Source organism: Paenibacillus sp. EB106-05-06-XG162 (genome assembly GCF_058791655.1).
In genome coordinates, this window is record NZ_JBYTDT010000002.1 from 363,120 (window position 1) to 387,911 (window position 24,792).

Sequence of the window (24,792 nt, forward strand, 5' to 3'; positions counted from 1 at the left end):
ACATTTTTTGAAGGAATTTCCCGGGTAATGTCGAATGCTTTTATATTATCGTGGGTTCAAAAGGTGATTTTGAACTGCCTTTATTAAAACTGTATACTTTGGAGGACATGGTCAATTATGCTTAGCAAGGATATCGGGATCGATCTCGGCACAGCGAACGTGCTGATTCACGTAAAGGGTAGAGGTGTCGTGCTTGACGAACCTTCCGTCGTAGCAATCGAAAGTGAAACAAAACGGGTACTAGCGGTTGGTGAAGAAGCAAGACGCATGGTCGGTCGTACACCGGGTAATATCATTCCGATACGCCCTCTGAAGGACGGAGTTATTGCCGATTTTGAAGTTACGGAAGCGATGCTTAAATATTTCATCGATCGTGTTGGCGGTCGCAAATGGTACAGTCACCCGCGCATACTGATCTGTGCGCCGACGAATATAACTTCGGTTGAACAGAAGGCGATTCGTCAGGCGGCAGAGCGGTGCGGTGCGAAGGAAGTTTTTATGGAAGAAGAACCGAAGGCAGCAGCAATCGGGGCTGGAATGGATATATTCCAGCCTAGCGGGAACATGGTTGTTGATATCGGCGGCGGGACAACGGACGTAGCTGTGCTCTCCATGGGCGACGTCGTTACCGCCTCTTCTATTAAAGTCGCAGGGGACAAGTTCGATGCTGCGATCATGAAATATATTAAGAATAAATATAAATTGTTAATTGGAGAACGGACTTCCGAAGATATCAAGATCAATATCGGAACAGTCTATCCGCATGGACGCCAATCCGAGATGGACATTCGTGGGCGTGATATGGTATCTGGACTTCCGTTTACGGTGACGATTAATTCGAGTGAAATACGGGAAGCGCTCTGGGAATCGGTAACGAGCATTGTCGTAGCAGCGAAGTCGGTATTGGAACGGACACCGCCGGAATTGTCTGCCGATATCATCGATCGCGGGGTTATCCTAACAGGCGGCGGCGCATTATTGGACGGATTGGACGAGTTGCTCGCCGAAGAGTTGAAGGTGCCGGTGCTTGTTGCTGAGGACCCGATGCATTGCGTAGTTAAAGGTACGGGAATTATGCTCGATAATTTGGACAAGGTCGTAAAGAAAAACTTCAGATAAACCGATATATGCTTTATACGTAGATTTGAGTGTGTATAGCATCAATCGATTTAGATGAGGGGGATCCACGATGCTTCGAGGTTTATATACGGCTGCCGCAGGGATGATTAGTCAGCAGCGTAGACATGATACAGTAACCAATAATATCGCCAATATTAATACACCGGGGTACAAACAAGTCAATGCTGTGGAACGGTCTTTTCCAGAGATGCTCGTCTCGTTAATGGGGGGCGATCATAACCCGCGCGGCTCCTTAGGGAAGTTGAACACAGGTGTGTTCGCGGAGGAGAGTCTGCCGCAGTATACGCAAGGCGATGTAACGGAGACAGGAAATGGTTCGGATTTTGCTCTGCTTGCGGATCTTGAAGCAATTGATCCGAGTACCAATGAGCCGATTGTCTTTGATGCGAATGGCCGGAAAGTCCTAGATAACGGCGAAGTGAAGTACAAGCCTCAGGCGTTCTTTGCAGTGCAGAATGCAAATGGCGAGACGCGCTATACCCGAGACGGAAGATTCAAGGTTGATAAGGATGACAATCTGCTTAGCAGTACAGGTTCACTAGTCCTCGGTGCAAACGGTCAGCCGATTAAATTAAAAGATCAATTGGGGAATTCAGCCCCAATCTCGAACCTCCGTGTAAATGCGAAGGGCGAGTGGCTGGATAATGCAACAGGACAGCCTGTTGTGGGGATGAATGCGATTGGGATTACCCGGATAGAGAACCCGAATTTGCTGATTCGCGAAGGCGATGGCAATTATAAATTCACGACCGAAGAAGATGCTGCGAATAATGCAGGACCACTTGGACTGAGAGATGCTGTGGAAGTGCGCCAAGGCTCGGTTGAACGATCGAACGTTGATTCCGCGCAATCCATGGTTGATATGATGGCTGCAGCACGTGCTTATGAAGCGAACCAGAAGATCATTCAGTATTACGATCGCAGCTTAGATAAAGCCGTAAATGAAGTGGGACGTGTCTAGAAGTAGATCATTCTTTGGTATCGCGGAGACTTCCGCTTCACGTGAAAGGGGTACATATCAATGAATAACTCAATGATTTCCGCTATGGTATCGATGACAGGCATTCAGCAGAAGCTCGATATCATTTCCGATAATATGGCGAATTCGAATACGACAGGATATAAGGCGAAGAAAGCTTCGTTCGAAGACGTGCTGACGAATATCCAGCAGCATGACTCGAAGATGAAGCAACCGGGACGTGCGACACCACTTGGGTTTACGCAGTCTTGGGGGACACGGATGACCGCACTATCGGAAGATGCGACACAAGGATCACTGAAGGTAACGGACGTTCCGACAGACCTTGCAGTGGAGGGCAATGCGATGTTCGAGATTGAGTTGGACGCGCAAGGCAATAAAGCTTGGACCCGTGACGGATCCTTCAAACTTAGCATGGTTGAGGGTGATCTGGAGAATGCTTACTTGACGAATGATCATGGATATATGGTTATGGATACCAACGATGATCCGATTCGTATTCCGAATGGCTATGTGATGCAAGTGGACCCCAAAGGACATATTACGGCACAGAAGCCGGGTTCTTCGGATATTCAAGATATCGGGTTTTTGAAAGTAGTTGAACCAACACAGCCGAATCTGCTCCAACAGACCGAACAGAATTTATATGTGCTCCCCGTTGGGGCGCAGAAATCGATTATGCAGACTGTAGACCTAGCCAATATGGATCCTTCTGATCCATTTACGCGGAAAGACATTGCGATTCGGCAAGGTGCTCTAGAGCAATCGAATGTCAATCTTGCGAATGAAATGGTTGATCTCATGCAAGTACAACGCGCGTATCAATTGACAGCAAGAGCCTTAACATCCAGTGATACGATGATGGGACTCGCGAATAATCTGCGCGGCTAGCGCAGTTGAAGTGGGGATAGTCCAATGAATGAAGCTAGTAATGAAATGAGACAGGATGCTCGTGTGAATAAACCAAAACAGACGACGGTGAAGAAACGTAAGCGTAAGCCCGCATGGCGAGCTTGGCGTATTCTGATCTTTATTGCGGTATGGGTTATTGTGATTTATGCCGGGTTATCCGTCGGTTATGTGATCGTTGGCAAACGACCGCTTGGAGATGTATTTCAATGGGCAACGTGGCAACATGTATTCGATCTCATCTTTGCCAAATAGAGCATAGGCCATTTTGGCCAGTATGAAACTCCTCCTACCGGGGAGTTTTATTTTTATTACCAGAGTTGTATAATGATTGGGAGAACTGAGACAATGGAGGGGACCCTAGTTTGAATGTGCCCAATTTAATGACGTTGGCCCGCTTTATGCTAATCCCCATTTATATCTTGGTCTTCGCTTATGGGGCTAGATATATCGCATTTCTCATCATTCTGGTAGCGGGACTAACGGATATTGTAGATGGCTATATTGCGCGTAGAACGAATCAAATTACCAAAGTAGGTGTCATGTTAGATCCCCTCGCAGATAAGTCCATGATGCTCGCCGTGATGGTTTCCTTGCTATGGTCAGGAGATCTCTCTTGGAGTGCAGCGGCAGCGATGGCCGTTCGTGATTTAGGGATGATTGTTGGGTCTGCCTTTTTTCATTTTAGGGGACTTCAGACCGTTCCAGCGAATTGGATGGGGAAGCTGACTACGGTATTGCTATACGTCGCAATCATGTGGATTTTCTTCCAGCTTCCATATGCTGAAATGCTGCTATGGGGCGTGATCATCTTTTCATTTGTAACTTCCATCATGTATATCATACAATTTAGAGGGTTAAATCAAGTGGAAGCCCCGATCTCATCTGTCAATAAGGGTGAACGTCTTTAAGTGCTTCTACATTCATGAGCATCTTTACAAGTCAAAAAGAGCTTATTAAGAGGCTAGTTATGCACTCGAAATAAGCTCCTTATCTTAACCTTCACATTCTGCAGCACATGAAGGACGATGGTAGCTTTTGCATCGCATGGGGTTTTTATTCATACGCTGATCGGGCGTGAATTTCGAAAGGGGCAAAAATCGTGTTAAATACGCAACAAATTCAAGAAATTATTCCTCACCGTTACCCATTCCTACTCGTAGATCGCATTATCGAAGTGGAAGAAGGCAAACGTGCAGTAGGGATTAAGAATGTAACGATGAACGAGCCGCATTTTGCAGGCCATTTTCCTGGACATCCTGTCATGCCGGGCGTGCTTATTGTTGAAGCTCTTGCTCAAGTGGGTGCAGCAGCAATCCTAATGAAGGAAGAGAACAAAGGTAAAATTGGATTCTTGGCTGGGCTGGATGGATTCCGTTTCCGCGATCAAGTCACGCCTGGCGATACACTGCGTCTTGAAGTGGAGATCATCCGCTTGAAGGGGCCAATCGGTAAAGGAAAAGCTGTCGCGACCGTTGGCGATAAAGTGGTATGTGAGGGAGAAATCATGTTTGCCCTTGCTTAATGGCAAAGGTGAGTATGTACTCAATAGAGATAAAACCTAAAATACGGAAGGAGCTTATTTCTAATGACAACTGAAACACGTACTGCGCAAGAAATATATGAAAGCTGGCTTCAAGATACACTCATTGATGAAGCGACCAAGCAAGAATTACAGGCAATTGCTGATCAACCAGGTGAAATTGAAGAACGATTCTATAAAGAATTAGAGTTTGGTACGGGCGGCTTGCGCGGCATTATGGGTGCGGGAACGAACCGGATGAATAAATATACCATTGGACGTGCGACACAAGGCTTTGCGTCATTCATTCTGGGGCAACAGGCAGGGGCATCCGCGCAACCTTCTGTTGTTATTGCTTACGATTCGCGTAATCATTCGCCAGAGTTCGCGCTCGAGACGGCGCTCGTGTTAGCAGGGAATGGGATTGTAGCTAAAGTGTTCAAATCGCTGCGCCCAACACCACAGCTATCGTATGCGGTTCGTGCACTGCGTGCAACGGGTGGGATTGTCATTACAGCAAGCCATAACCCGCCAGAATATAATGGCTACAAGGTCTATAACCGAGAAGGCGGCCAGCTTGTCCCTCATGAAGCAGAGCAAGTTATCACTGAAATTGGGCGTGTACCTTCTTTTGCAGCCATTCGCAGCATTTCAAGAGAAGAAGCAGAAGCGAAAGGCTTGCTCGTATGGTTAGGGGATGTGGAAGATCAAGAGTACATCCAGACGGTTGCCGCTGAGAGCCGTAATCGTGCATTGATTGCTGGAGAAGGCGGACTCGGGGAGAATTTCCGTATCGTCTATACGCCATTGCATGGATCAGGGAATATGCCTGTACGCCGTGTGCTCGAGGAGATTGGATTCCAGCATATTCATGTTGTGGCCGAGCAGGAGCAGCCGGATGGTAATTTCTCAACTGTGAAATCGCCGAATCCAGAAGAGCGTGAAGCCTTTACGCTTGCAATGAAGCTTGCGGAAGAAGTGGATGCTGACATTATTGTCGGTACGGATCCTGATGCTGACCGGATGGGCGCTGTTGTGAAGAATGTAGATGGCGAGTATGTTGTCCTTTCAGGTAATCAATCGGGTGCGATCATGGTCAATTATTTGCTTAGCCAGCTCCAAGTGGCAGGGCAATTGCCGGCGAATGGCGCTGTAGTGAAGACGATCGTAACGAGTGAGATGGGTGCGGCGATTGCACGTCACTATGGTGCGACCGTGATGAATACGTTGACAGGCTTCAAATATATTGGCGAGAAAATGTCCGAGTTCGAGCAATCAGGAGATTATACATATTTATTTGGTTACGAAGAGAGCTACGGCTATCTTGCAGGAAACTATGCGCGGGATAAAGATGCGGTCATTGCCGCAATGTTGATCTGTGAAGCGGCTGCTTATTATAAGAGCCAAGGGAAGACGTTGTACGACGTGCTGCATGAATTGTACGAATCCTTTGGATATTTTATGGAGAAGCTAGAGTCACGTACACTGAAGGGAATTGACGGTGTTGCGCAGATTCAAGCGATCATGACAACATGGCGCGAGCAAGCACCGAAATCGATTGCAGGTGTGAACATCAACGAATGCATCGATTACTCTGCTGGCGTTGACGGCTTACCGCCTGAGAATGTACTCAAGTTCATTCTAGAGGATGGGTCGTGGTTCTGCCTTCGCCCATCGGGCACAGAGCCGAAGATCAAGATCTATTTTGCGGTGCAAGGCGAGTCCTATAGCGAGTCTGAAGCGGCGCTAAACCGTCTTGTCGAGGCTGTTGTAGAGCGCTTGTAGCCTTAAGTACCATTTAAACGCATCAAACTTACGACCTCTCTGGAAAATCTTCAAATTTTCTGGAGAGGTATTGAAATTTTATGTACATCATTTAGGAGGTTTTTCTGTGCTTCAACGTTTGCATCCTTGGAATACACGTGTTCGCTCATGGTTATGGTGGATTGTTATCGTGGCCATCATCGCTGCGATGCCTGTTGTCTATGACCGTATCCAGACGGAGAATACTTCGAAAAAAGTTGAAATTGTTTTTGATTATCGCGATTTATTAGATGTCGCTGCGGTTCAGCCGAACCCGGACGCTTTTGTTCAAGAATGGCTTGGTAAATTAAAAGATGCTGGCGTTCAATCCATGTCAATGTACGAGAGTACACTATCTGAATTCAAGTCCAGCCGCAAGATTCAGCTCTTTAATGCGAATGAGTTGGCTTTATTAACAGGACAGCCTGTCAATTTGCAGCAGAACTATACGAACTTGTTGTTTACAAGTGCGGAGAATGAGAAAGCTTTGGCGCCAATCATTCGGGATACGTTTACCCGGCTAGGTTACGAAGTAAGATCATGGTCCTTCAAGGATCAGAATGGGCTTGTGATTGAAGCTTCACCAGATCAGGCTCTGATCAAACCGATGCCACAAGATCCTATGACGATGAAAATGCTCCACGATCGTGGATTTCATATCGTACCGCGTCTGACGGATGCTCTTCCGTACGATTCGCAGAAGACAGAACAATTGCTATCGACCTATTCCGATTTGGGCGTTAGCCGGATTATTTTCGATGGGGAGTCGGTTACAGGATTTACGGATGAAGCGGACAAGGGCACGCTCACGGATTTTGCGAACCGATTGAAGGAACATAATATTGGGATTGCTACGATTGAGAATTTGAAGAAGCCGCAAAAGGGTATCCAGAAGCTCTCCTATCTGATCGATTACAATGTAGTTAGACTTTACTCATTGAGTGAACAGGATTCTTCCTTATCGCCGGCGACCATCTCGGATCGCTTCTCACTTGCGACGAAGGACCGTAATATCCGTATGTTGTATCTGAATACAGCTCCAGCGAAGGATTTGACGAAGGCGGAATTGACGAATTCCCTCGATAATCTGGTGCACAGCTTACAAGCGCCGGGGCATGCGATCCGTGATATTGAGAAACATGGGTTTACGATGGGACAAGCTGAGCCTTTCCAAGTGGCAGACTCAAGCTTGCAGCATTATTTGAAGCTTATCGTGGTGCTCGGAGCGGTTGCGTTCATTGCGTTATTGATCTCGTATTTCATACCACTCTTGATGACGCCGGCGTTCATTCTTGGGCTGATCGGTGCAGCAGGATTGTACAAATTGAAGCCGGCTATGCTCGAACAAGCATTAGCGCTTGGCGTCTCGATCAGTGCGCCGACGATTGCGATTATTCTCGTTATTCGTAAGACGCAAAGCCTTCGGGAAAGCAACAGCAACTTATCAAGTGGGACACGTCTTGTTCATACCCTTATTCAGTATGTGAAGACAGCGATAATCTCTTTGATGGCTGTTCCATTTATGATTGCGCTGCTCAATAATATCAGCTACAGCTTGGTATTGAACCAATTCCGCGGTGTAAGTCTGCTGCACTTGGCTCCGATCGGGCTCGTGGCATTGTATGTATTCTTGTATTGCGGGGATTCCGTGGTCAAAGAAATACGTAGATGGCTTCGTATGCCGATAACGGTTATTATGGTCGTTGCATTCGTGTTCGCGGCTGCAGCAGGGTACTACTATTTAACGAGAACAGGAAATAGCGGTAATGTATCTTCATTAGAACTGACTTTCCGCTCGCTGCTTGAGAACTTGATGGGCGTTCGTCCACGGAATAAAGAATTTTTGCTTGCGCATCCGTTATTTATGGCAGGACTCTTCATTTCGCTTCGTTATGCGTGGGGACGTTTCTTCTTTATTATTGCAGTGATGGGGCAATTATCGATGGTCGATACCTTCGCGCATATTCACTCGCCAGTCATTATTTCGTTCATTCGTGGATTATTAGGTCTTGGTCTTGGCTTAATTATCGGGTTGGTCGCAATTCTGGTCTGGCAAATCGTTGAAAGGTGTTGGAAAAAATGGTCGCCACTCCTCGAAGAATAGTCATCTCAGGATATTACGGGTTCAACAATAGCGGGGATGAAGCGGTGCTGAGATCCATTTTGACGGCGCTGGAACAAGAATCGAAGACTCAAGGAGTTCCGATTGTTCCAATTGTGTTATCGATTAATCCGCGGTTAACGAAACGTCTATACCAGGTTCAAGCGGTACATCGGATGGACTTCCGTAAAGTGTTCCGTGCGATTTGGACGAGCCATGGTCTTATCAGCGGCGGGGGAAGCTTGCTGCAGGATGCGACAGGCTCGAAGACAATTCCGTATTATTTGGGCGTCATTAAGCTTGCACAGTGGCTTCGAAAGCCGACGTTTATCTATTCGCAAGGGGTAGGACCGGTCAATCGGAAGGCTTTCTTCCCGTTCATACGTAACGCTTTTCAACGCAGCAAATTCGTCTCGGTTCGTGATATCGAATCGAGCGAACTTTTGCAGTTGATGGGACTTGCTGAAGAGCGTATTCACGTGGTTCCGGACCCAGTAATGGGTTTGCCGATTTCCATAGATCCTGAAATCCATGCGGAAGAGTTGGATGCGAGTGAGCTGACGCTGCCTATGGTGGGCGTCTCCGTACGGTTCTGGAAAGAGGATCGTGGCGACATGCATCGAATTGCGGATGCGCTTCGATTGTTATGTGAGGAACGTCCTGTCCATTTGCGATTCCTGCCGTTCCATCTGCCAAGTGATGAAGAAGCTTCAAGGTATATCATCGAACGGATGGGGGATCTTACGGAATTAGGGTGTCAAGTTTCCATCTGCCCGCCGCATGAACAACCGCAAGCGATGTTAGCGGAAGTAAGTCGATGTCAGTTGCTCGTTGGTATGCGATTGCACTCTTTGATCTATGCGGCTTCGCAGCAAGTCCCGATGATTGGGATTTCGTATGATCCGAAGATCGATCATTTCTTGCATCGCTTGCAGATGGAGCCAGTAGGTACGACAGATGTCCTGAATCCTGACCTGATGTCGGCCGAAGCTTCCTATCTATTAAATAACCGAGCGCAATGGCAAGCTGAGAAACGTGAATCTATCGAAAATTTAAAACAACAAGCGAGCGAACCTGCAGAACTAATCGTTGAGTATTTCCGTTAATAAGGTAGGGAGCCGCTGAGATCATATTATCATGACCCAAAGGATGAGTTATTCGTGAACATGAGCAGTCAACAAGCAGTAGCAGTGGAGAAATTGCCGATCTTCGGCGTACCGTTCTCAACGATGAATATGCAGGATACGGTGCGATATTTAACAAGGGCGATTGAACGGCGTGAAGCAAATCACATCATTACGGCGAATCCGATTATGGTGATGGCTGCAGTGAATGACCCTCAGATGCTGAAGATTATGCAACGGGCTGATCTCGTCGTCCCGGATGGTGCTGGCATTGTATGGGCAGCGAATTATGTGAATCGTCCGCTTCCAGAACGTGTTACGGGGTTTGATCTCCTGCATCATCTCATGAAGCTCGGGGATGAGCGTGAGTGGCGTGTGTTTCTATTAGGCACTTCGCAGGAGATTATTACCGAAGCTGCGCGTAGACTTGCTTTGCAATATCCGAATGCGCAGATTGTGGGCGTGCGGAATGGATTTTTTGGCGAGGATGAGGACCACGAAGTGGTGTCACAGATTCAAGAGGCTGCGCCGGATATCCTGTTCGTTGCACGTTCTGCTGCGACACAAGAGCCATGGATTGCCAAGTATCGGAATGAATTGAATGTTCCGGTTATGATGGGGGTCGGCGGCAGTTTTGATGTCATTTCCGGTAAGCTCAAACGAGCACCGCGGCTATTCCAAAAAATGCGGCTTGAATGGTTCTACCGTCTCATGAAGGAGCCTTGGCGATTCAAAAGAATGCTTGCGCTCCCGGAATTCATGTGGAAAGTGATACGCGAGAAAGAAAACGTCACAAAACCATGAGATTATCGATGAAATCCTCTGAAAATCTCTTCGAAATGGATAAAAACAGGGATAGCATTTCGAATATGAACAGAGTATAATTCATTCCGGTAGATAAAATGGGGGTTGAAAAGACCAATGGGAATGGTTTACGGAATCGGCTTTATATTAGCATTAGGGTTAGCGCTCGTGCTTACGCCGCTAGTGAAGAAATTTGCAGTGAAGGTCGGCGCAATGGATATGCCGAATGCTCGTAAAGTGCATACACGCATTATGCCGCGATTAGGCGGACTTGGAATTTTCTTCGCATTTGGAATTGCTTTTCTATTACTGTTGCCTTGGTTGCCAGACAATATGTTTGCAAGCAGAGAAGGTAATCTCGTAAAAGCGTTGTTCGCAGGTGGATCGATTATCGTATTGATCGGTGCACTCGATGATAGATTTGAATTATCCGCTAAAGTAAAATTACTAGGACAGATTATTGCTGCGTGTGTCGTGGTCTTCGGCTTCGGCATTACAGTAGACTTCGTCAATATCCCGTTCGGTCATGGTTACTTTTCGATGCCGGATTGGGTCGCGATTCCACTAACAATCGTCTGGATCGTTGGCGTGACGAATGCGATTAACTTGATCGATGGACTGGATGGTCTTGCAGCAGGTGTATCGGGTATTGCGATTTCTACAATACTCGCGATGGCCTTCATCATGGGCAACACGACCGTTATCCTAATTAGTCTCTTATTACTTGGAAGTATTGTAGGGTTTCTATTCTTCAACTTCCACCCGGCGAAGATCTTCATGGGTGATTCGGGATCCCTGTTCCTTGGATTCAGCCTTGCGATGCTCTCGATGCTCGGGTTCAAGCAAGTGGCGGTTGTATCCTTCTTAACACCGCTTTTCATTATCGGGGTGCCGCTCTCGGACACATTCTTCGCAATTATCCGTCGTTGGCGGAACAAGAAACCAATCTTTGCGCCAGACAAAGGACACTTGCATCACTGTCTACGTGAGCTTGGTCTAAGTCACCGCAAAACCGTATTAGTGATCTACGCGATTGCAACCTTCTTCGGTGTACTAGCGGTAATCCAATCCGTTGCCGCTGCGCATGCAGCGAACTGGGTGACATTCATCGTCGCATTCATCCTAATCTTCCTCTTGCAGATCGGAGCCGAAGTCATCGGCATCGTGGACAAGTCGAAGAAACCGGTCATTCACTTCTTCAGCCGAATCTTGATGAAGACCGAAACGGAAACACAATCGAAATCATAATCTTATAGAAGATATTCTTAAGAGCCCCTATCGCTTAGCGATAGGGGCTTTCTGCTTCTGGTCTACTTTTTCCTACCAAATCTCTAAAAATTCGGCACGAAGTGACCGATAACTACACTACATAGATAAATCCATGGAGGGTATTTGAATTCATCGTTAATCTACTAAAGGAGGACTTACTTTTGAAGAAGATATTATCAATGATTATGGCGATCGCACTATTGGTGACGCTGATCCCGTTCGCGCCGGATAAGGCAGAGGCGGCGATTGATGCGCACAACTTTGCCTTTCCCAATGAGCAATACAATCTTAATGATGCCGCTCGTATTGTGAACAGTGAACGTCTAACACTAAATGGTACCATCCATAACGTTATTGGACGGACAATCTCTTATGATGTTGTACAGATTTACAAGAAACTAAAATCGGGTTCAACGACAGAGTACGAAGAAGTCATTGTTGATTCTCGTGAGGGGCAGACGGGAAATATCACAATGAACGGCTCAAGCATTCAAGTATTTGATATTAAATTGTTTCCAGGTCTGAACCGAATTACATTCAAAGGCACGCAAGGGACTTCTAATGTAGAAGATTCAATCTACATTGAATACCGCAATGCACCGATGATGTATAATCTGATTGCGACATTAAATGGTAATAATTTCGATGTAAAAGAAGATTCGACTACGGTTGTCTACTCTGATTCGACGAATGGCCGTACGACAGCAGATATCAGTATTACGGGGAATGCACCGAATGCTGAGAAAGTTACTGTGACAGTCAATAATAAGAGTTGGGACTATACCGTACGCAGTACGGATAACTGGAAGTTCGTTGCTTCTCCAGTAAATATCCGTAAAGGGAAGAACATCCTGAACATTAAAGTCTATAACAACAACCAAGTTATGGAGACGACACGGGAAATCGCATTTTATAACGGTGAAGTGACTTTCTACGATTTGAATATTACAGATGGCGTGAATTCTGGAGATTTAGCGACAAATCCGAATATTCCAATAAATACAGCAAATGCTCTGAAAGTAACAGGGAAAGTTATTGTACCGGTTTTGTATACTCCACCTGTAGCCCCTGCAACGACGGGTACATACAAACCATCCGTGAGTAATCTTTCTGCAGCGGCGTTGAAGTATTCGGTAAATGGCGCGGTATATACTGACATTACGAGTGTAAGTACTGAACAACCAGGATTTACACAAGATCCAAGCACAAAATTCATGACACTCAAATTTGATGCCGGTCTAGGGGCATTAGCTCTGGATCAGCCACACACGATCCAATTTAGTGGATGGAATTTTGTGAAGTTACCTACTCCGGGTACGGATCAATCTGGTCTAATGCAGTTTACGTTAAACGATCAAGGCAAGTCGTATATATATGATGTGAATTATTTGCCAGGATATACAGCTAGTACGACAGCAGCAGAGCTTGAAACGATGCAAGGGATTAGCATGACGAATGCAAATGTGAACTCAGTACCTGTCGGTGTGGAGGTCCTAGTGGGGAACCCAACGGGATCTAATACCATTAGTGTATCTAAAATTATCGACAATTTAGGGAACACAGTGCCAACAACAGGCTATGCATATGAGATGATTACAGGTGTACCTAATCTATATGTATATAAGACGATTAATGGTGTTGAGCAGAGGTTTCTACGACTATTTCTTAAAATAACGAAATTGCCAACGGCAGGGAAGATGACACTTGAGATTAGTCTTGGAAGTGGATCAAAAAAGAGTGTCCCAATAACGTTGCTATACGGACCTTTTGTTAAATACGGCTCTTTGTTTGATGGTAAAATTGTTAAATATGATACGACACGTGCCGATGCTAAGGATTACCTAATGGGTGATCTGGATTATTTCTCGGGACAAATATTCAACATTGCGAATACAGATGAGATTCGTTATGAGACAATTACCGGAACACCTTCTCAGCTGCAAAGTGTATTCTTGTATGTTAACAATACGCTTGTTGACCTTGGGGTGAAGTCGGGGCAGACAGATAAAATGAAATTTGAATTAAAGGATAAAACGACCATAGCACAAAAAGCATTTGATGCCTTGTACAAAACGGGTGACAACACGATTAAGTTTGTATTCAAGACATCGAAGAATACCTATGAACAGTCAATCAAACTTACTTTGATACCTACTAATCTTCCTGTAATCCCTGCACCGGGAACTGATGGTGTGTTTCCGTATAGTACGAGCTATAACACACCGAAGGTAAATGATCCGAACTTTGAGAAAAAGGGCAGCGTATATATGTCCAAACAAGCTCATATGAATATTTTCGGAACATTTGATTTTATCGATTTAGGTTATGATAAGAACCAAGTTACTGCGAAGTTAACAAGTCTAGCAGGAGGCACTGCTTTAACGAATTATAAAGTTCGAGTTACATCACCGGGCGAGAAAGAAATTGTATGGTCATTAGCCAATACATTTACTGGTAAACAAGATGGTGAGACATTCCAGACAGGTTCGGATGTCCCAGGTATTTCCGTAGTATACGATTATGAACAACAGAATTTCTCGTTTGTCATGTTAAATCATGAGCTTCCAAGAGATGGTAGTCCGAAGGTTTACAATATTTACGTATATAATAGTGGTGACAATGGACCATTTGCTTCATATCGTCTTGAAATTCAACCTATTGCTATTCCTTACACAATTGAGAAGCCTAAGGTTGAGAAACGTATTCTGAATCAGAATTATGTTGAAGTCGTGATATCTTCGCCGGGTGCAGAGAAGATGACGATTCAGAAGCAACCAGCAGAGAAGTTTATGTATGATCCGGACAATGATGATACGACGGCGAACAGCTTTGAAGCTTTCAGAGCCATGGTGTATGATCTAAAACCTAACAAAGATAACAAAATTGAACTCGTTATTACTAAAGGTAAAGAAGTAACGAAGGATTCATTTACTGTGAAGTATGTGCCAACTACGATTCCTGGTATGCAGGTTATGGAGTTGATGAAGAGTTCTCATAAAGTATTTGAAGGTAAACTAAATTTATCGTTCGCAAAGGATACGAATCTCGTTCGTACAGATTACAATGCAACAGATAAATTCAAGGGACAGGTTTATACAGGAAATCGCATTTTATTTTCAATTGCGAATCCGGAAGATGGTGTTATTGACCGTCATGATTTTGAGCCAGTACCAGCCAACTATAATCTTGAGTTGGAATATGGTAAGCAAGTTTATAGAGGAAACTTCCCGACGAGATTTGTCAAGGCTAGCTCCGTATACTGGTTAGATCCTGGTATGGCTGATGATATTAGCACAGGTATGGCTTATGATCCAATTATGTATGGTAATGATCCGTTCCCATTGAAGAATCAGAACGTTCCGTTCTTCTTCATGCGAAGTGCAGATCGTGAGCTTGTTCCATCGAAGCCAGGTACACTAACGTTAAGCTATGACCCAACGATGACGCAGGATGCAGGCCGTTTAATTACGGTGTTCCGTTTCGATCCTGTCCTTAAGCAATGGGAAAATATCGGCGGCGTAGTAGATCAGAAGAAGCACGTGATCAAAGTACCATTTACGCGTTTCGGATATTATGTTGTTGCAAAACTAGGTTATTCTTTTAATGATACCGTTCTACATCCATATGCTCGTGATGCGATTGAGACGATCTTCGCAAAAGGCGTAATGAACGCTGTTGATCCATCAGGCATGTTCGGTGCAGATGAATATGTAACACGTGCAGAGTTTACCCGTATGATTGTTCGTGCGCTTGAGATCCCGTTAAATTACGAAGGAGATCCGAAGCATTTTACAGATATTCCAAGTACGATTCAGAGTGTTAATCTCGATGGATTGTGGGATTTCCGCTATATTGAGACTGCAGCCCGTAAAGGGATTGTACGTGGGGTAGAACCTCAATATTTTGGAGCAGATCGTCACATTCTCAGACAAGATGCGGCTGTAATGATTGCCAAAGCATTGAACTTGAAGCTAGAAACAGATCCTGTTAAGGTTAAGGCTGCAGTGAATAAAGCCTTCCAAGATGGTGGCAAGATCGATTACTATGCTCAGCCTTCCATTGCAGCAATTGCGAAGAAGAATTTCATTACTGGAATTCCGATTGATCCAACGGACCCTAAGAAAGGGTTCAATTTCCAACCTGATGCACGACTACTTCGTAGTGATGCAGCGATCATCATCTCGCGAGTCATGGCCGATATGAAGAAACTGCCTAAAATTTACTCGAATTAAAAGTAGGGAGCCTCGAGCTCCCTTTCTTTTGTGCAGTTATGTGGGGAAGAAAAGGAATTCTTTGGTGAGACTTTGTAATTTTGTTTACTTTGGGATACAATAATTGAAAAACGACTAAGGGAGTTCAACATATGAATAAAATTTTGGCCAAACCGCAAGTGGATTATCAAAGAGCGAAAGTTAAATTCGAAGAGAAATCGCAGGTTATGCAGAAACGTATCGAAGAAACTCGAGTGCTGCGTGAGATTACGCAAGAGGTTATGGAAGAGCTCGTTCAAGAAACAGGCTTCCATGATGCGTTTAATGCGCTGACAATAGCGGAGAATGAATTGATCAGCTGGTCTCATACGACAATCAAACGTGAGAAGACTTACCTCGATAATAAAGATAGCTTTGATCGGATGTATCAGAACCTGGATACCAATCCTCAAGCACGTGCTACAATCATTGATCTTGCGATGAGAATTCGATAAGATTCACATAACTATATTGGAATAGCAAGAGACACCTGCAAGGTGTCTTTTTTATTCCTAAAATATTTACAGTTTTTGCATGATGACGACCGTATAGCAGAATGATATACTAACAACCGTGGCTTTTTTATATGGAAAATGTTGATGTCAAAACTGATAGCAAGTTCTGATTATCTTAAAATTTTTTTTGAGAAACCGCAACTTTTTAGAAACTCAGACGTCTAACATTATGTGAATACAACAGAGCAGCAATAAACCGACTCTAGTTTCGCAAAACAGTCATTTTTTGACAAAGTAATAGGGTAAGATTTGAAATTATGCCTTTACGGCACTATATCCGCATTGTATAATGTTAGGGTGGGTTACAAATCTACATCTATTTACCATGCTAATGTTTACTAGTTTCTGTGACTAACAGGTTACAGACATGAATTATAGGAATTTTGCTCAACTCGAGGAAGGGGGTGAATCGGCGATGAGTAACAAGAGCTACAATTTATCTAAATCTAATAAAGTGAAAGATATTCAAGGAGGAGAAATAAAGGTTATGAAGAAATTTTTATCTATCGCATTATCCACAGCAATGGCATTCTCGATGTTCGCATCTGTAGCATTTGGTGCAGAGAAAGAACTTACTACAAAAGACAAATATGATGCACTTACTAAAGCAGGGGTTTTCGAGGGCTTTACAGACGGTACTGCAGGTCTTGAGCAAAAGATGACTCGCGGTCAATTCGCGAAAGTTGTTGCTAAACTTCTTTCTCTTGAAGATGATGCAGCGACAGCTACATCGAAGTATGTTGACGTAAAAACTAACAACTGGGCAGCTCCATTCATCGGTTCTGTATCCAAAGCAGGATTGATGGAAGGTTCGAAAAACCAAAAAGGTCAAGTGGCATTTGATTTCAACGGTAATGTAACTGTTGAACAAATGGCTAAAGTTCTTGTAATTGCAATGAAACTTGAAGTTCCTGCAACAGCTGAAAACGGTGCTTCCGCATGGGCTAAAGGTTATGTTGATGCAGCTGTTAAAGCTGGATTGATCCCTGCAGACGCTAACTTCAAAGCAGCTGCTACTCGTGAGCAATTGGTAATCGCTGCTTACACAGCAAGCGTTGAAATCGAGAAAGCTAAAGTTTCTTATGAAGTAAAAGTTGTTGATGCTAACAACATTCAAGTAACTTTCTCTGATGCAAAAGACAAACCAGAATCCTTCAAGCTTGAAAAAGCTCTTGAAGCTAACAAAGAGAACACTGTAACAGTTAAACGTGCAAATGGCCAAGAGAAAACTCTTAAGTTCACTTGGACTGTAACTGATGCAACTAAAGTTGAATCTGTTAAAGCAGATAACCTTCGTGAAGTACAAGTAACTTTCGACGGTGAAGTTGATCCAATCACTGGTGCAGATGCAGGTAACTACACTGTTAAAGGTGAAGGCAACCCAACTGTTAAATCTGTAGCTTTGTCTGCTGATAAGAAAGTTGCAACATTAACTGTTGAAACTACTGGTCTTGCAACTCCAGGTCTTTCTAACCAAAAAGAATACAAATTGTCTGTTGCTAACGTTCGCGCAGGAAGCAAAGTGTTGTCAGCTACTGACATCAAATTTACTCCTGTAGATGCAGCGTTGCCAGTTGTAACTAAGGCAGAAGCTTTGGGTAACAAAGCTGTTCGTCTTACTTTCAGCGAGCCAATCTACACAGCTAACTCCAACAACTTCCAAGTTGATGGTAAGAATGTAGTAGGTACTACTGATATTACTGGTAACACAGTAATCTTGAAATTGTACAACAAATTGGAAAATGCTGAACACACTATTACAGTTAATGGCGTTGCAGACTTCTCCAACTTGAAAAACCAATCTACTGACCTTAAGTTCACTGTAGTAGAAGATGTAACACCTCCTACAGTTGCTGTTGACAAAGCTACTTTTGAAAAAGTGACTTTGAAGTTCAGTGAAGCAGTAGACAAATCAACTGTACTTGCTTCTAATGTTTACTGGATGCAAGGTTCCACTAAGAAAGTCGCTAGCAAAGTAAACGTAATTGCTGACGACACTTATGAGTTTGAATTTGAAACAGGTAACCGTTTGTTGTATGCTACTGATTTGTATGTTAACGGTGTGAAAGATTACTCCGGTAACGTAATTGCAAAAGATACTAAAGTAGCAGTAAACCCTGTAATTGACCAAACTCGTCCAGAGATTGTTAGTACAGAGCTAAAAGAAGATATGAAAACAATCACTGTTAAATTCTCTAAATCATTAGATAAAGAGTCTGCTGAAAAAGGAACTAACTACGTTGTGAAAAACAGCGATGGTAAAGTAGTTTCTTCATTGAAAACTGCTAAATTAGCTGCAGATCTTAAAACAGTTACAGTTGAATTGTTCCAACCTCTTGAAGGTGGCAAAAATTATACACTAGAAGTAACTGGTGTATCTGATAACACAACATTGAAAAATGTAATGATGCCATTCAGCAAAGCTCTAGAAGTTGCTGACAAATCAAATCCAACTGTAACAAGTGCAACTTATCAAGGTAACAAAGTTGTCGTTACTTTTGATAAAGAAATGGCTGTTAGTGGTGATGGTTCCATCGTAGAAACAGCTAAATATATGTATAAAAATAAAAAAGGTGATCTAACTTCACTTCCAAATGGAACATACATCAACACAACTTCGGATGCTAAAGCTGCAATTATCGTATTCCCATCCGATGTAGATGTTGCAAATGATGTAAAAGCTATTCAAGTTCAATTGGTTAAGAGCTCTGCAGGCAACATGTTGAAAGGATTGCAATCTGAAAAGGCTCTTTCGCCAGCTCAAGCAATCGCGTTGAAAGGTGCTCCAAAAGCAACTTCAACTACAGAAATTGAAGTTTACTTCAACCAAGATCTTCAATCCGGTTCTGCTTCTCCATCTGATTTCAAAGTAAGCGGAGCATCCGTAGTTGCTACTAAAGTAGATGGTGACAAAGTAGTTCTAACATTGTCCGATGACACTAAACTTAGTGCGACTGGCCAAAGAAATAACGCTGATGTAACTGTTACAGTTAACAAAAATGGAAGTCTTGTAACTCCTGTAGGAACACAAGTAGCTTCTGATCTACCTTCCGCTACTGTTACTGATGGAATTGCTCCTGAAGTTAGCAGTGTGGAAAACAAGGCTACTGTAAGTGGCGCTACGTACCAAGTGGAAGTTACTTTCACTGAAGATGTAGAACTTAATGCTAATGCAGAATTCGACTTTGAAGTTAAAGTTGATGGAAAAACAGTAGCTCCAGGAACTGGATTCAAATTAACTTATGCTAAAAATGCTAAAGGTGATGACGTTAAGAGCATTGTTGTCGTAACAATCAATAACGGTGTTGCTTACTCTGGAGTAGTTGTTGATCTTCGTGTTAAACCAATCACGAACTTCATCACAGATGGTGCTAAACCTGAAGCTAACAAAGTTGTAGGTACAGATACTTTCTTCCAATCTTTCATCCCTGTAAAAGCATAATATGAAGTAACAAAAAAGATCTGCCTTCGGGCAGGTCTTTTTTTGCGTCAATATAATATAAAACGAAATTTAATAACAAAATCGAAACTAAAAGTGAGGTGAGTGCGTTTATAATATAGAAGATAATAGTAGTTTTCATGATTGAAGGAGGAGAAATAATTGAAAAGACATAATAAGATCGCTATTACTTTAGCAGTTGTAGTTATGATGAGCCAATCATTTACAGCAATATCCGTAATAGATGCTGCACAAGCGAATACACAGCAAACTCAAGTATTAAAAACGGTTGCAAATTTAAAACCAGTGAGTATCTCTGCAAAAAGTTCAGTACGTTTAACCGATATAAACTTATTAACTCAAGATGACGGAAATGTGCTATCTTACACATTGACTTATAAGAATGGGGACAATAAGGAATTATCATTAATTGATTTTTGGACAAGAGTGAAAACTAAAACAGGAACATCTTTCTCAAGCAACTTGATGATCAAGGATAAAGACAAGAAGAAGATTGCTCCGCAATCTGAAGTGAGTATTACATATTACTCTAAAGTCGGCAATGTCTCGAAGATAAGTGATCTGAATATTGAAATGGTGAAATGGGATTTTAGTGCAGCGAACTACGAAAGAAAACTTGGTGTTTTTAATGTCCCTACCGCTTACAACACTGAAACTCCATCCGGAAAAGCAAAATCAATGAAAATAAATGATGTCTCTGTTAATGCAATTATAGATCAGTCATTTATGTACAAGTCTGATAACTACTATTATGTGAATGTTTCTTTGAGATTAAAAAATACGGGAATAAAGGTCCTCGAAGATCCTAAATACAAGTTTGTAGTGAAAACACCGGATGGTGGTAATTATCCATTGCAGGTGGATACTACGGGAACTGATTTTAAAATTCAGCCGAAGGATAGCAAAACATTAAACTTAATTGCTGTCATCCCAGCGAGTACAAAAACTGATAAATTACAATTACAAATTCTACAAGATGATTCAACGGAAAAAGGAGTTAATTCTACAATTGCGGTAGCCACATTCCAGCTTCCTATTCAAACGAAGAATACGAACCAAGGTAATGAGGAAGAAAAGAAAATTAAGATCGGAAATAGTACTGTCGTATCTAAGATTTCTGATGTATGGCTCAATCAGAGCAACTCGGAATCTCAAGCAACGATTAGCCTTAATATTAAGAATTCAAGTGCTCAAACAGTCACGATTCCAAAATACAATTTTGTTGTACACACAGGCGAGGGTTACACACTCCCACTGACCACAAAAGCATTAGATAATGTTATTCTGAAACCACAAGAGGAAGTGAATATTCGATTAAATGTAAGCCTTCCTTCTTACATGCAGTTCAAGAATTTGAAGTTATTCATGAACCAACCAACGGACCCGGCTCAGAAGGATGCGATTAGTTATCCGGTAGCGATATTCAGTGTACCTGAAGTAGAGGCAAATCAAACTTCTGTTGGCTCTAGTTATTATATTCAAAATGCTAAAGGTAACTTTAGTCTGAAATTGAGCTCCATTCAGAGATTACCTTGGTCGGATGGTGATATGATTACTGCTAAGATCAAAATTAAAAATGATAGCCTAGTTAAATCGATAGAAATTCCGAAAATTGAAGGATTATTTAAAATTGATGGAATTCAAAACGCAGACAGTTCAAAAATAGTGCAAAGTAATGGTAGTTTACTTGTAGGACCAGGGAAAGAATTGGATCTATACCTCTCAACGAAGGTTCCATATGATTTAACCTTTAATCAATTGCAAATTTTATTGAGTGAGAAACTTGGAGAGAACTCAAATGATTTAATTCAATTATCTAACACAGGATCAATTAGCAAAATCCCGACAATAGAGAATGGTAAGATCTACACAGTAGATACTGCCGGAAAGAGATCAGAGGTTACTGAGCGTCGTACGATCATTTATCCAGGTACAGGTTCAAATATCATATATACAGAGCTTGTGATGAAAAACATTGAAGATAGACAAGCCGACTTATCTCATATCGTTGGTTTCTATGCAACAGATAATAATCAATACTATAAAGCATCTGTTAGTCAAGTAGATCACTCTACAAGTCCTGATGGTAGAAATATAGTGATGTTGTGGACGAAGTTGCCTAGAAGTGTTGATTATAGCAAGTTGAAGCTAATTATCGGAGAAGGTGTGTCTGACGATAAGATGACACCACCAAAAGGCGATGCTACAGGATACGTAAATGCAGTGAAACTTGAATTAAGCCAGACGAAGATTGAATCAAAAATTAACCTTATGGATCTTGATTTGTTCCCTTACAAGCTGTCGATTAAGAACTTGGCAGGTTCATTATCAGGTACATCATCCGTAAGAGTAGATTTCGATTATGACTTGTCCAGAAACCAAGATTACGAAATGGGTGAATACGGACATAAAGTCGTGATGGAACTGCAAGACACATCAACTGGTAAGTTGATCAGCAAAGAGCTTACATTGGAATCTGGGGAACTTAAAGTAGGAACGAACTTAAGTGGTTCGGCAAGTTTCGATAATGAAGCTTTTGCGAACCTGAAGTCTGGATCCTTCAAAATCAACATCTACGATCAATTCCAAGGTGAAAAAGTGTTAATTGCATCGCAAGGTTACTACTATAGCACGCAAAACCTGAATCGAAACCATGATTAGGAGATTCAAATGAACAAACTACATAAATATTCATTACTAAGCATTGCTTTACTCACAGGCAGTCTTCTACTAGGCAGCGTAATCTCAACCAGCGCCGACGGAGCCACAGTTAGTGGCTCCCAACCAGGCTCCGTGGACGATCCCGTCGTAACCAAGAGTTACGTGGATGAGCAGGTCCAGAAACTCGTAGCGGCTGAGTTAGCGAAGCAGCCGGGCGGAGCAGGCAAGAACCCGGACAAGAACGCTGAAAGCAGTGAGATGAAGGTGGTAACAATTAAGAGCGGTGAGAAGCTCATTGCGAAGGCCGGAACGGAATTTATTGTACGAGCTGGTAAAGCCGTGGTATATAGTCCAGATGCGAATGGAATATCTGACCTGACAGATGGTAAAGATATTTCCAATGAGCAGGCTGTTGTGAACAATCATTTGCTGCTGTTTCCGCGGGATGGACGCGGTGTAATGCCAGATGCGAAGCAGAAAAACGGTCTTACCGTAATGGTACGTGGCGGATACGATATTAAATAAGTGAGGCATACTAAGGATGCAACTGAATCCACTACGGAGGTGTAGCTTTCATGTCAAGCCGAAATCGTAAACTGGTACCAGCCAGCCGTGATGCGTTGTATCAAATGAAGTATGAAATTGCTGCAGAATTAGGATTAAGCGTGGCCAACCCGCAGAGTCGTTCAAGTGATCTCTCTTCGGAATTTGCTGGAGAATTAGGCGATCAGATGGGTGGCCAAGCTTATGCAACGAAGGATGATTGGGGACACCTGTCGTCGAGGGATGTAGGATTCGTCGGCGGTGGAATTACCCGGAGATTAATTCAGGAAGCACAACGCACATTACTTCAAGGATAACCATAGTATACTGGCATGATCTTACATTATTCATTCGTTGACATTGTAGTCCAAATGAAGTAATATTTTTGTCGAAGGATGTAATACAACCTTTTCCAACCGGGAAAGGTCCTTTTTATGTGTAGGTATTATAGATTAATGCCATAATAATATTATTGAGTTGGAGGTTGAAAACTGATGTCTTTAAATGGACGACGCTTATTTACTTCAGAGTCGGTTACCGAGGGACATCCGGACAAAATTTGCGATCAAATTTCGGATGCGGTACTGGATGCTTTTCTAACAAATGACCCGAACGCTCGGGTAGCGTGTGAAGTTTCTGTTGCAACAGGCCTTGTGCTTGTTATTGGAGAAATCAGCACCAAATCGGAATATGTGGACATCCCAGCCATCGTACGTAATACGATTAAGGAAATTGGGTATACACGTGCGAAATATGGCTTTGATTATAATACATGTGCCGTTCTGACTTCCCTAAATGAGCAGTCGGCAGACATCGCTCAAGGCGTTAACGCAGCGCTTGAGGACCGTGACCCCGCTCAAATGGACCAAGAGACGGCAAGTATCGGTGCAGGTGACCAAGGTTTGATGTTTGGTTTTGCAGCGAACGAGACACCTGAATTGATGCCATTACCAATTGCATTGTCCCACCGTATCGCTCGTCGGTTGTCCGAAGTGCGTAAGGATGGTACATTGGACTACCTTCGTCCTGATGGCAAAACACAAGTTACGATTGAGTATGTTGATGGTAAACCTGTACGTGTAGATACAATCGTTGTATCGACGCAGCACGCAGAAGAAGTCACTTTGGAGCAAATCCAAAAAGACATTAAAGAACAAGTTATTTTGCCTGTCGTTCCAGCAGAATTGCTCGATGACAAGACAAAATACTTCATTAACCCAACAGGACGCTTCGTTATCGGCGGACCACAAGGGGATGCAGGTCTTACAGGACGTAAAATTATCGTGGATACGTACGGCGGTTATGCTCGTCATGGCGGCGGCGCATTCTCCGGTAAGGATCCTACGAAAGTGGACCGTTCCGCAGCTTATGCAGCGCGCTACGTAGCGAAGAACTTGGTTGCAGCAGGCCTTGCAGATAAATGTGAAATCCAGCTTGCTTACGCGATTGGTGTAGCTACACCGGTATCCATTAATGTTGATACGTATGGAACAGGCAAAGTAAGCGAAGAGAAATTGGTTGAGCTGATTCAGAACAACTTCGATCTTCGTCCAGCAGGCATTATCAAAATGTTGGATCTTCGCAAGCCGATCTATCGTCAGACTGCAGCATATGGTCACTTCGGCCGTACCGATGTAGATCTTCCGTGGGAACGCGTAGACAAAGCGGAATTGTTGAAGGAACAAGCTAACGCTTAATTGAATACCCAATTG

Annotated in this window: 18 protein-coding genes; all 18 read left to right on the forward strand. The window is 43.3% G+C overall.

Translation table 11 applies throughout. From position 1 onward, the window contains the following. Nucleotides 1-117: 117 nt before the first annotated feature. Nucleotides 118-1,119, forward strand: coding sequence for a rod shape-determining protein (locus AC3WU2_RS07500; protein ID WP_492452797.1), 1,002 nt, complete (start codon nt 118-120; stop codon nt 1,117-1,119). A gap of 70 nt (nt 1,120-1,189) precedes the next feature. Continuing rightward, nucleotides 1,190-2,101, forward strand: coding sequence for a flagellar hook-basal body protein (locus AC3WU2_RS07505; RefSeq protein ID WP_492452799.1), 912 nt, complete (start codon nt 1,190-1,192; stop codon nt 2,099-2,101). A gap of 60 nt (nt 2,102-2,161) precedes the next feature. Further along, nucleotides 2,162-3,010 carry a flagellar hook-basal body protein gene (locus AC3WU2_RS07510; protein WP_492452801.1) on the forward strand — a complete coding sequence of 283 codons (849 nt, stop codon included), beginning with the start codon at nt 2,162-2,164 and terminating at the stop codon, nt 3,008-3,010. 24 nt (nt 3,011-3,034) lie between these two features. Beyond that, nucleotides 3,035-3,283 carry a DNA-directed RNA polymerase subunit beta gene (locus AC3WU2_RS07515; protein WP_018754724.1) on the forward strand — a complete coding sequence of 83 codons (249 nt, stop codon included), beginning with the start codon at nt 3,035-3,037 and terminating at the stop codon, nt 3,281-3,283. A gap of 110 nt (nt 3,284-3,393) precedes the next feature. Continuing rightward, a complete protein-coding gene (locus tag AC3WU2_RS07520) occupies nt 3,394-3,939 on the forward strand; it encodes a CDP-alcohol phosphatidyltransferase family protein (RefSeq protein WP_314589702.1) in 546 nt (181 codons plus the stop codon). Nucleotides 3,940-4,130: 191 nt separating this feature from the next. Next, nucleotides 4,131-4,553, forward strand: coding sequence for a 3-hydroxyacyl-ACP dehydratase FabZ (gene fabZ / locus AC3WU2_RS07525; RefSeq protein ID WP_018754726.1), 423 nt, complete (start codon nt 4,131-4,133; stop codon nt 4,551-4,553). A 63-nt stretch (nt 4,554-4,616) separates the two neighbouring features. Next, the gene (locus AC3WU2_RS07530; RefSeq protein ID WP_492452805.1) at nt 4,617-6,335 is read left to right on the forward strand and encodes a phospho-sugar mutase; all 1,719 of its coding nucleotides are present in this window, start codon (nt 4,617-4,619) and stop codon (nt 6,333-6,335) included. A gap of 106 nt (nt 6,336-6,441) precedes the next feature. Next, nucleotides 6,442-8,457, forward strand: coding sequence for a DUF5693 family protein (locus AC3WU2_RS07535; protein WP_492452807.1), 2,016 nt, complete (start codon nt 6,442-6,444; stop codon nt 8,455-8,457). Further along, a complete protein-coding gene (gene csaB, locus AC3WU2_RS07540; protein ID WP_492452809.1) occupies nt 8,433-9,560 on the forward strand; it encodes a polysaccharide pyruvyl transferase CsaB in 1,128 nt (375 codons plus the stop codon). The genes AC3WU2_RS07535 and csaB overlap by 25 nt, the downstream gene beginning before the upstream one ends. A 60-nt stretch (nt 9,561-9,620) precedes the next feature. After that, nucleotides 9,621-10,382, forward strand: a complete 762-nt coding sequence (locus AC3WU2_RS07545; RefSeq protein ID WP_492453201.1) for a WecB/TagA/CpsF family glycosyltransferase — start codon at nt 9,621-9,623, stop codon at nt 10,380-10,382. Nucleotides 10,383-10,499: 117 nt separating this feature from the next. Next, a complete protein-coding gene (locus AC3WU2_RS07550) occupies nt 10,500-11,630 on the forward strand; it encodes a glycosyltransferase family 4 protein (protein WP_018754731.1) in 1,131 nt (376 codons plus the stop codon). A 182-nt stretch (nt 11,631-11,812) separates the two neighbouring features. Beyond that, nucleotides 11,813-15,883 (forward strand): S-layer homology domain-containing protein, encoded by a 4,071-nt coding sequence (locus tag AC3WU2_RS07555; protein WP_492452812.1) that lies wholly within the window; start codon nt 11,813-11,815, stop codon nt 15,881-15,883. A 131-nt stretch (nt 15,884-16,014) separates the two neighbouring features. Then, nucleotides 16,015-16,356, forward strand: coding sequence for a hypothetical protein (locus tag AC3WU2_RS07560; protein ID WP_492452814.1), 342 nt, complete (start codon nt 16,015-16,017; stop codon nt 16,354-16,356). Between the two features lie 475 nt (nt 16,357-16,831). Further along, entirely contained in the window at nt 16,832-19,858 is a 3,027-nt protein-coding gene (locus tag AC3WU2_RS07565; RefSeq protein WP_492452816.1) for an Ig-like domain-containing domain, read from the forward strand. Nucleotides 19,859-20,017: 159 nt separating this feature from the next. Continuing rightward, nucleotides 20,018-22,537 carry a hypothetical protein gene (locus AC3WU2_RS07570; RefSeq protein WP_492452818.1) on the forward strand — a complete coding sequence of 840 codons (2,520 nt, stop codon included), beginning with the start codon at nt 20,018-20,020 and terminating at the stop codon, nt 22,535-22,537. Nucleotides 22,538-22,546: 9 nt separating this feature from the next. Then, on the forward strand, nt 22,547-23,062 hold the full coding sequence (locus tag AC3WU2_RS07575) for a hypothetical protein (protein ID WP_492452820.1): 516 nt from the start codon (nt 22,547-22,549) through the stop codon (nt 23,060-23,062). Nucleotides 23,063-23,112: 50 nt separating this feature from the next. Beyond that, nucleotides 23,113-23,397: an alpha/beta-type small acid-soluble spore protein gene (locus tag AC3WU2_RS07580; protein ID WP_492452822.1), complete on the forward strand. Its 285-nt coding sequence runs from the start codon at nt 23,113-23,115 to the stop codon at nt 23,395-23,397. 177 nt (nt 23,398-23,574) lie between these two features. Next, nucleotides 23,575-24,777: a methionine adenosyltransferase gene (gene metK / locus AC3WU2_RS07585; RefSeq protein ID WP_018754738.1), complete on the forward strand. Its 1,203-nt coding sequence runs from the start codon at nt 23,575-23,577 to the stop codon at nt 24,775-24,777. Nucleotides 24,778-24,792 lie beyond the last annotated feature (15 nt).

Excerpts from the sequence above, each read along its gene's own strand:
- csaB (WP_492452809.1), top strand. The coding sequence starts at position 8,433 with ATGGTCGCCACTCCTCGAAGAATAGTCATCTCAGGATATTACGGGTTC.
- AC3WU2_RS07575 (WP_492452820.1), top strand. The coding sequence starts at position 22,547 with ATGAACAAACTACATAAATATTCATTACTAAGCATTGCTTTACTCACA.
- AC3WU2_RS07515 (WP_018754724.1), top strand. The coding sequence starts at position 3,035 with ATGAATGAAGCTAGTAATGAAATGAGACAGGATGCTCGTGTGAATAAA.
- AC3WU2_RS07545 (WP_492453201.1), top strand. The coding sequence starts at position 9,621 with ATGAGCAGTCAACAAGCAGTAGCAGTGGAGAAATTGCCGATCTTCGGC.
- AC3WU2_RS07560 (WP_492452814.1), top strand. The coding sequence starts at position 16,015 with ATGAATAAAATTTTGGCCAAACCGCAAGTGGATTATCAAAGAGCGAAA.
- AC3WU2_RS07580 (WP_492452822.1), top strand. The coding sequence starts at position 23,113 with ATGTCAAGCCGAAATCGTAAACTGGTACCAGCCAGCCGTGATGCGTTG.
- AC3WU2_RS07550 (WP_018754731.1), top strand. The coding sequence starts at position 10,500 with ATGGGAATGGTTTACGGAATCGGCTTTATATTAGCATTAGGGTTAGCG.
- metK (WP_018754738.1), top strand. The coding sequence starts at position 23,575 with ATGTCTTTAAATGGACGACGCTTATTTACTTCAGAGTCGGTTACCGAG.
- AC3WU2_RS07505 (WP_492452799.1), top strand. The coding sequence starts at position 1,190 with ATGCTTCGAGGTTTATATACGGCTGCCGCAGGGATGATTAGTCAGCAG.
- AC3WU2_RS07500 (WP_492452797.1), top strand. The coding sequence starts at position 118 with ATGCTTAGCAAGGATATCGGGATCGATCTCGGCACAGCGAACGTGCTG.
- AC3WU2_RS07565 (WP_492452816.1), top strand. The coding sequence starts at position 16,832 with ATGAGTAACAAGAGCTACAATTTATCTAAATCTAATAAAGTGAAAGAT.
- AC3WU2_RS07510 (WP_492452801.1), top strand. The coding sequence starts at position 2,162 with ATGAATAACTCAATGATTTCCGCTATGGTATCGATGACAGGCATTCAG.
- AC3WU2_RS07530 (WP_492452805.1), top strand. The coding sequence starts at position 4,617 with ATGACAACTGAAACACGTACTGCGCAAGAAATATATGAAAGCTGGCTT.